This is a genomic window from Allofournierella massiliensis, from assembly GCF_004345265.1.
GTDB lineage: Bacteria > Bacillota > Clostridia > Oscillospirales > Ruminococcaceae > Allofournierella > Allofournierella massiliensis.
In genome coordinates, this window is sequence record NZ_SLUM01000054.1 from 1 (window position 1) to 8,333 (window position 8,333).

Annotated in this window: 8 protein-coding genes; all 8 read right to left on the bottom strand. The window is 49.5% G+C overall.

Annotated features, from left to right (window positions below):
* On the bottom strand, positions 1 to 416 hold a 416-nt coding region (locus tag EDD77_RS17465), incomplete at its 3' end, for a signal peptidase I (RefSeq protein ID WP_132587460.1).
* 77 nt (positions 417 to 493) lie between these two features.
* Positions 494 to 1,168 (bottom strand): SipW-dependent-type signal peptide-containing protein, encoded by a 675-nt coding sequence (locus EDD77_RS17470; RefSeq protein WP_058965701.1) that lies wholly within the window; start codon positions 1,166 to 1,168, stop codon positions 494 to 496.
* A 34-nt stretch (positions 1,169 to 1,202) separates the two neighbouring features.
* Positions 1,203 to 1,982, bottom strand: a complete 780-nt coding sequence (locus EDD77_RS17475) for a hypothetical protein (RefSeq protein ID WP_058965700.1) — start codon at positions 1,980 to 1,982, stop codon at positions 1,203 to 1,205.
* A gap of 95 nt (positions 1,983 to 2,077) precedes the next feature.
* A complete protein-coding gene (locus tag EDD77_RS17480) occupies positions 2,078 to 2,815 on the bottom strand; it encodes a SipW-dependent-type signal peptide-containing protein (protein WP_058965698.1) in 738 nt (245 codons plus the stop codon).
* A 27-nt stretch (positions 2,816 to 2,842) separates the two neighbouring features.
* Positions 2,843 to 3,385: a signal peptidase I gene (locus EDD77_RS17485; protein WP_058965696.1), complete on the bottom strand. Its 543-nt coding sequence runs from the start codon at positions 3,383 to 3,385 to the stop codon at positions 2,843 to 2,845.
* A gap of 27 nt (positions 3,386 to 3,412) precedes the next feature.
* Positions 3,413 to 4,006, bottom strand: a complete 594-nt coding sequence (locus tag EDD77_RS17490; RefSeq protein WP_058965694.1) for a hypothetical protein — start codon at positions 4,004 to 4,006, stop codon at positions 3,413 to 3,415.
* 15 nt (positions 4,007 to 4,021) lie between these two features.
* The gene (locus EDD77_RS17495) at positions 4,022 to 7,531 is read right to left on the bottom strand and encodes a DUF7604 domain-containing protein (protein ID WP_058965692.1); all 3,510 of its coding nucleotides are present in this window, start codon (positions 7,529 to 7,531) and stop codon (positions 4,022 to 4,024) included.
* A gap of 26 nt (positions 7,532 to 7,557) precedes the next feature.
* Positions 7,558 to 8,049 carry a hypothetical protein gene (locus tag EDD77_RS18600; RefSeq protein ID WP_242868435.1) on the bottom strand — a complete coding sequence of 164 codons (492 nt, stop codon included), beginning with the start codon at positions 8,047 to 8,049 and terminating at the stop codon, positions 7,558 to 7,560.
* Positions 8,050 to 8,333: the final 284 nt, after the last annotated feature.

Sequence of the window (8,333 nt, forward strand, 5' to 3'; positions counted from 1 at the left end):
GTGACGCCTGGCCCGGAATGGAGCATCTCCGACACTGTGCCCAGCACCGGGATGCATACGACCACTTTTCCGACCACACGCTCGTAGCTCACCGGGTCCACATCCGGCAGGGCGTTTGCGTCGCCCTGTGTGATCAGCTGCTTCGCCTGCGTGTCGTTTTCCACCACCCGGTGCGTTTCCACAAGGCCCGTTGCCTCGCTGAGCCGGTAGGTGATGATCTCGCCCTGCCTAAGGGCCTGGGGGTCGCAGCGCTTCACATAGATCGCGCTGCCCACCGGCATTGCCGGTTCCATACTTTGGGTCAATACGTTGTAAATCTGATATCCGAATAGTTTTGGTAAACTGAAAGGAAGGGCGACGGCCATTACCGCCAGCAGAAGTACCGTAGCCACGGCACTCAGCGCCTTTGCTTTCATGGCCGCCGCCCCCTCTCATTTCATCTTTGATAATACATTTAACCTGATTAAGATATTATCAAGATCAAACCGAGTGATTACTCAGCAAACAGCAGCTTGTTCAGCTCGATCACGCACTCGCCTGTGGTATCTGCAACGCGAGAGCCTTCCGCCACTGCAGTGGGAGCACCCAGGTTTACTGCCTGCACAGCAGCTGCCTGTACATTGATGTTCAGATCCGCAGTCAGGTACTCGTTGCTCCAGGTCTTGGGAACGGTCAGATAGCTGAACAGCGGCGCGATATTTTCCGCGCTGGTGTTGGTCAGTGCAGTGGGGTAATAGAACACGATAGAATCCCCAGTTTCGGCATACAGCCAATTGTGAATTGCACTGGCATCCACCACCTGCTGATACAGTTCGCTCATATCAGTGGTCAAGCCTTCGGGATCGTTGTTGTTTTTGATCTGCACACGAACGGCCACATAGCAGTCCTGAGAACCATCTTCGATCTGCACAGCCACGTTTTTGCCAAGCTTGTCACCGGGCATGATGTTGCTGTATGTATAACCGCTACCGTTTTCAGCAAAGGTCCAGGTGGCATCGGAATCGTTCTTGAACGCCTGATCGATCAGACTCACATTCACGTTTCCGGTGGTAAATACATTGGTTGCCACCTCGGTTTTATCGGTGAAATACGCCAGAGTGGCGCCGATTCCAACCACGGCTACCAGAGACAGGCTAACCGCAGCGGTGAGAATTCTTTTCTTGTTCATGGTTTATATACCTCTTTTGGGGAGAGTTCGTTTTTTACTTCATCGCCTTGTAGGCAGCAGAAACAACCGTATCCAAATTAACATCCTGCAATTCGGCATCTTTAACCGGAGTCTCAACCGCTACGCCACTTACTTCAATCTTATTTTCCTTGTCATTGCTTACCTGATCATTGGTCTTTACCAGCTCAAACAGCTTAGTGGTTTTCCAATCGTCTTCGCTTAAAGAGTTAGCATCCAGAGGCTCACCATAAATGTAGTAAGTATTCGCCTCCAGTTTGGTGTTAGCCGCCAGCTGCTCTCCAACCTTTGTCCAAGTTTCGCCATTATCTCTGGTGGTTACCTGATACCAATTTGCACCATTGGCTCCAGTATAAACCTCAAAACCGGTCGGAATCGCACCAATCTTTGCAACCACAAATACTTCCGGTACTTCTTCCTCTACCTTATCATGGTTTACATAGAACTGGGGATCCTTCAGAAGCTCAACACCTGCAGTGACTTTCCAGTTTTCAGTTTCAGACTTATCAGCACGAGGGCCATAGGTCTGATCCATAATAGTGCGCCCAGGATCAGCCAGACCATCAGCAACCCAGTTACCGGTGCTCTCCTCCATTTTGACCACAGCCTCGTTCACATAGAAGAACGGAAGATCGTCATCAGACGGATCTGTCGGATCAACAGGGAAACCCTCACCAACCACAAAGGTGTTGGTGATGCTGTCGTTTCTGGTCAGCAACGCCAGAGTACCGCCTACTGCTACTGCGCCCACCAGAGCCATGCAAGTTGCCATCGTTGCGATTTTCTTCATGTTCATAACATTTACCTCTTTCTGTGTTGTTGTTTGTTATCCGCCCTCTTTCACACACAAGGGCGGGATAGCCATGTTACTGTTTTCTTCACCATTCGGGGTCAGCCCAGCGTGGTGATCGCCTGTTCCACCGCTTCTTCCCAGGTTGCATTCTGCGCCTGAACTGCGGCACCGCTGATCTTGATCTGCTGCCCGTCTGCTTTATCAAGCTCCTCTTCGGTAGAGATATCAATGGTCAGTGTGGTATAGCGGAACAAAGGTTCCAGGGTCAGGTCATCCGTCGCTTCCGACGGGTCGAGGATCAACGGCTCCTGAGTGGTTTTATCCACATAGATGTAGTAACCATCCAGCCCAAGCATCGACTGAGCATCGTCTTTCCCATTGTCACCCGCAACCTTTTTCCAGTTTGCGGTGAGAGTGGTTTCAGTGGAGGTGTCTTCCGCTTTGAAAATGTAGCCGGCAGCTGTTGCCTTGTCGCCGTTCTGGATCCGTGCAATCACATAGCAGGGAATCGAACCTTCTGTTATGTGGAAAGTAGGGTCTTTGGCAAAGGTGCTGTTCGGCCGCAAGCCTTCATAAGTCTGATCCTCTTCGGTACGATTGTTCGGATTCTGGTCCGGATGTGCCGGGTTTTCCGGCTCTTCACTTGTACCGCCGATTTTGGTTTCGTCCAGCCACAAGCCCTTGTGTGTCCCGTCATCTGCAAATCCCGAACCAATATTGAATGTATTCGTAGCGATTTGCGTTGAATCGGTCATCCAGGCCAGTGTTCCGCCAACAGCCACCGCCGCAACCAGCGACAGCGACGCCAGCGACAGGACGATTTTGCTTTTTTTCATCCAATTCCTCCTTTCCTGAATTTCCAATTAGGGATTTTGGCGGGCATCCCCGCTTTTTATTTCCGTGGCGGTTGATTGCTTTTTCTCCTTCTTTTCTTCCGGAGCAAAAATCTCCGGGATAAAAGTTAAAAGAATGATTGCAATCAACACACCGCAGATAACCATGATTCCTGTTTTTGTGCGAATGTTCATGGCAATGAACCCCAGATACGGAATCGAGAAATCCATCTTGCCCACAATCCGGTCGAATGCAATATCGCCGTCCGGCGAATCGTTGGCATCGCCCTGGGTTACCACACAGTTTTCTTCCGGCTTCACTTCGATCACCCGGTGAGTTACACGGGTATCACCGCTCAACCGATAAGTAATCACATCGCCGGCTTCCAAAGTTTCCGGCTGAACCTCACGCACATAAACCAGGCTTCCCACCGGGATGGTGGGCTGCATGCTGCCGGTAAGCACCGCCATTTCGTCATACCCCAACAGATAGGGGACAATCAGCAGACCTGCCAGCACCAGCAGCACCACCATAATGATTCCGGAGAGAATGTTGCAAATTTTTTGAAGCACCAGTAATTCTCCTTCGCATTGTTATTTTCAGGAATTCGAATTGCTGGCCGCTGCCGCGAATGCAGCTTTTGCCTCATCCATACTCCAGCTGCTTGCAAACGCAGGAACGCTTTCCGACTGGACGATCACATCAAAGGAATCTGGAACATTACTGCCGATTTTTACTTCTGTGATCAGCTTTCCGGTTTTCTGCTTGGATGCCAGGATAGCCCCATAATAGTAGTAACCGTCCGCTTCATCTTTTTGCCATTCCGCTTTTCCTTTTTCTGGATTCGCCAGAATGACCCAGATCTCGTCGGATTGCGGCTCTCTTGTCACTTCGGATTCAAGCATGAACTGCACCTGATCCGGCTCCAGCAGCCCATTTTCCACATCCACAACGATGCGGGCACGGACGTATGCGCTAACCGAGCCGTTGTTTGTCACGGTAACATCCTTATTTTCAGGGGTCTTATCATCCGGATCTGTCGGTTCCACAATGGACGTATCCAGATCACCCACATCAAAGGTATTGGTGATTTGCTTCAGACCGGTTGTACGAAGCGCGAAGGTTGTTCCCACAACCACCAGCATCAGTAGCCCAACAATAAGGGCTGGCTTGATGTATTTCAGATGTTTCAAAATCAGTCCCCTCCCTTACTGTCTTTTCCAAGTCCAACCATCATTGTCCTTTGTGAAGCGGTTCACAGCGGTGTCCTTGTCGATCTTGGAAGAATTGTTATTGTTGGCGGTGTTTTCGACGGTCAACTTTGTTTTGCCTCCCGGCGTAATTTTGAAGTTGTAATAGTCGCCATTTGTTCCCAAAGTGGCTCCATTTTGCTTAATCTCTCCGTTGGTATACCCCAAGTTGCTCAACTCACGAATCTGGTATTCACCTACCGGCAAGGTAATGGTGAATGTATCATCGAAAGTGCTCGCGTTGAATTTCAACGTTTTGTAGTAGATTTCACCAGTTTCAGTATTTTTGATTTCCACCGTGAACAGTGCCATGGTGTCGCCATCGCAAAGCTTATCCAAAGTCTTGGTGAAGGTCAGTTCACCATCCTGCGCCGTATAAGTATTTGTGAATGCGACTTTATCAGTTTGAGATGCAGAAATTGTTCCAGAAGCTTCGGTCTTTACCCTCCCCCCAATTTTTGTCTCACACTCGTATCCGTCCACACCAAAATCAATTTCTTCGATCGTGTAAGTAGTGCCCGGCTTGAGGTTCTTCAACCGACTATCAATAATGGTATAAACACCATCCCGATCAGGATCGCCCGTTAATTTAAGTTCAAACGGATCCTCGTCATTTAACGTAACCTTGAACTTTAGATTCGCTTTCAGGGCACCCAACTTAGCAGCATCTGAGAGGATATCACCATCGATTTTCTTGGTGATCTTCAGTTCACCGGGATGAACCTGGATAACAGGTTGCAGAAAACTATTTTCCTGGTCTTGCTCGTTGTACTGATACTTTACTGTCGCTGTTCCATTCGTATAGAACCCGTTATCCCCTGCATAATCACCAGTACCCGGCTGGCCAGTTCCGTTGTAAGCACTTGCACCCTTTTCAGCATACTCTTTGTATGCTTGATCACTGGCTTTTATCTGCATTGTAACGGTATAAGTGTAGCCTTGTTTTAACTGATATTCATCCACAAAATCCACAGTCAATGTTCCATTTTCACATTTAACAGAGGCGATACCGCCTTTCTCTTTAGCAGTTACATCTGCTCCGGTTGCATCTGTTATTTTAAGCACTGGATCATCGACTTGGTCAACATATTGACTAAGAGTATCCGTTACAACAACATGGTCACAAAGAAGATATGTGATATTTCCCTCAATCTCCTTAAATGCTTCTGCCAGCTCTGTTGCATTTTCTGCTGGATAATTTTTAAAATTCGCTAGATTTGCACCTTCTTTATATGCCGCCTCACAAATACTAGTCAGAACATCATCTGCGCCCTTCTCATTTCCAACTCGGATGGTGAAAAATCCATTCAGGTTTGTTATTTTGCTTGCTTCCTGAATTGCTGCATCCATCACCTGATTGGAATTTCCAGATGCTGTATCTCCATTTTGGTCATAATATCTGTTAGGCACACCGTCCGAAACAAAAATAACATATTTTTGTGCATTGTTACGAGACTCAATCAACAACGACCGCACATCTACCAAACCTGCTTGATAGTTTGTGTTACCAGACGTTGCTTCAACTCCAGCTGCACTAATAATACTTTCCGCATTATCTGTCCATTGCACAGCGGTTATTGCATCACGATAATGCTTTCGATCATCTCTATTGATTAAATCTTCTCCAAAGTACACCATGCTGTATTTCGGATCGATCATGTTGTTGTTTTCTAATTGATTGACAAGTGTCCTGACCGATTCTTCAACCAGCTGTGTTTTATTGTCACCTAACCACCAGCTGCCCTCCATACTTGCAGACTTGTCAATCACAAAAACAATGTCCATTTTAACAGGACTGGTGATACTGCCAACTGCTCCCGAAACGCCCAATTCCAATGTATATTGGTCGTCTCCAGCGCTCTTAGTTACCTTCTTGGTTCTTACCAAATCTGTTTTTGTATAAATATCATCAGAATCTGTTTCACTTTCTGTTCGATATACCAATTCAATTTTTTTCTTATCACTTGTTCCATTATCCGTCCAGAATCCCGTTTCGCCTCCATATACCATATCGTAGAATCGAATCATATAAGACGTTACATTATATACAATTTGGAACGAATCAACGGGATGCGGTATATTTGACCCATCGTAAACTCTGGCACGTTGGAATATATACGTTTCTCCATTGGCATCAAACTGATAGATTCCATCGTCTTTTAGAATCTTCTCAATATAATATACATCGCTGCCTCCGCCAAAAATTGTGAAATTTCCAAGAGGATGATTTGCATCTGGGCTATTCGGAATTGGATTTCCACTTGAATCCACAATGGATAACTCTACTTCTTTATCCAAGCGGGTGCTCTCCCAAGTGATTGTAAACTTCGAGAACCCATCCACCGCAAAGGTGCTGGCCACATTCAGTGCAGTTTCTTCGGCCGGAGCGGCTTCTATGGTCACTTCGCCGGTTTCCTCAGTAGCATCCGCCACGGTTTCGACAGCTACCACTTCGCCAGTCACATCTTCCTTCAAATGCTGCACAGCCACGGTCTCGGGATCGGCATCTTCAGGCAGCAGTGCCTGGGCATCGATGGACACCTCCACCTCTTTCAGGGGTTCCACCTCCTGGCCACCCACTTCGAAGCGGATGTCCAGGGCAACCATGCCGTCGTATTCGGCGGGCTGTTCGTTCAGGTTCTCATCGGCCAGAGCCTCTTCAGCCTTGGCGTATTCTTCACTGCTTTGGTCAATCATGGTCGCCTTCAGCTCGGCGTCCACAGGCAGCGCACCTTCCGGTACCTTCACGGTAACAGTAACGCCGTCCACGCCTTCCACCGCAGTGGTGAATTCCTTGGCTTCGGCATTCAGTTCAACAGTCTCTTCCGGCGCGGTCAGGCTCTCCACACGCAGAGTGTAATCCGCCAGAGCATCCTCGCCCAGGGCTTCCAGAGCAGCAACCTGCTCTTCGGTCAGCTCGTTCACGGCCTTCATAAAGGCTTCATCGTCCTCAATGGCCATCAGCTCATCCAGCAGGGCCTGGCCGTCAATGGCAGGCTCCTCAGTAGCTGCCGGAGTCTCGGTGGGAGCCGGAGTCTCACTGGGCAGCGGGCTGGCGCTGGGAGCAGGGCTCTCGCTGGGCGCGGGAGTCTCGCTGGGCTGAGCGCTGGCGTTCGGAGCCTCGGTGGCTTCCGGAGCCGCGGTGGGCTCGGCGCTGGGCTGCTCGCTGGGAACAGCGGTAGCCTCGGGAGCCTGAGTGGGCTCAGCGGTCGGCTCTGCCGTGGGTTCCGCAGTGGGCTCCACGCTCTCGACCGGAGCCTCAACAGTAGGAGTCTCCTCTTCCGGCACGATTACTTCGTCCTGAGTGACATCGTTTTCCTCGACCGGAGTTGCCTCCACCTGCACCTGGCTGGTGCTGTTGGTAATCTCACTGGCCGCCTCGGCGAAGGCGCTATTGGGCACGATGCTGGTGATCATCATCACCGCCAGCGCCATGCTGAGTAAACGGCTCCACATTTTGTGTTTCATAGCTGCTGCCTCCTAAGTTCGTTTGGTTATCCGTTTATGAGCGCCGCGCCCTGCTCGGCCGTTTGCTCTTGTTCGGGTAGTAAGCTTTCGTCCATTGCGCTGTCCATCAGCTTGATCAGCTCCAGCGCACTGCGGAAATTCTGCTGTTTGTTTTTATCGGCCCAGGTTACCGTGCCCTGCCAGGTGGCGTTCTGCCGGTATTTTACATGAACCACGAAGGTGGCGTCCTGCCCGGTATATGCCAGTGGATCATTGATTGCCTTTCTTGCCATACCCGGCTGCCTCCTTTGATGAGGTGAAACTCCTGCGAAACTTCGCATTTTCAAGGTGGATTGGGGATAGTCCCATTCGTCCATCAGTTTTTCGATGGAGAACAGCACACCTTCCGCCCCCAGAAACGGGATCGGCTGGTTGCTGAAGCGGTGATAAATCCGCCCGCTCATCCGGCTGCCCGCATCACTGTCCACACAGACGGTGATCAAATGCAGCGGACCGTTGCAAGCTGCCTGCTGTTCCATGCCGATCCCTCCTTTTCACTGTTTTAACACTTACCACTATACCATCGGCTAGTAAAGGAACGGTTAAAGTAAGCCTCTTGCAGGCATGGTTTTTGTAACTGGCGGCTGTTTTTTTACCGGAACAGGCTTTTCATTGCCCCAATCCCCCAATTTGAAGGCGAAAGGACATAAAAAAAGGACCTGCATGCCGTTCTGATATGCTCCCTCTATGAGAGACAGTGAAATAAAACGCTGTCAATCATAGGGGGAGCATTGTTATGCAGTACAAACAGAAGTTGAGTGTA

Excerpts from the sequence above, each read along its gene's own strand:
- EDD77_RS17470 (WP_058965701.1), bottom strand. The coding sequence starts at position 1,168 with ATGAACAAGAAAAGAATTCTCACCGCTGCGGTTAGCCTGTCTCTGGTA.
- EDD77_RS17475 (WP_058965700.1), bottom strand. The coding sequence starts at position 1,982 with ATGAACATGAAGAAAATCGCAACGATGGCAACTTGCATGGCTCTGGTG.
- EDD77_RS17480 (WP_058965698.1), bottom strand. The coding sequence starts at position 2,815 with ATGAAAAAAAGCAAAATCGTCCTGTCGCTGGCGTCGCTGTCGCTGGTT.
- EDD77_RS17495 (WP_058965692.1), bottom strand. The coding sequence starts at position 7,531 with ATGAAACACAAAATGTGGAGCCGTTTACTCAGCATGGCGCTGGCGGTG.
- EDD77_RS18600 (WP_242868435.1), bottom strand. The coding sequence starts at position 8,049 with ATGGAACAGCAGGCAGCTTGCAACGGTCCGCTGCATTTGATCACCGTC.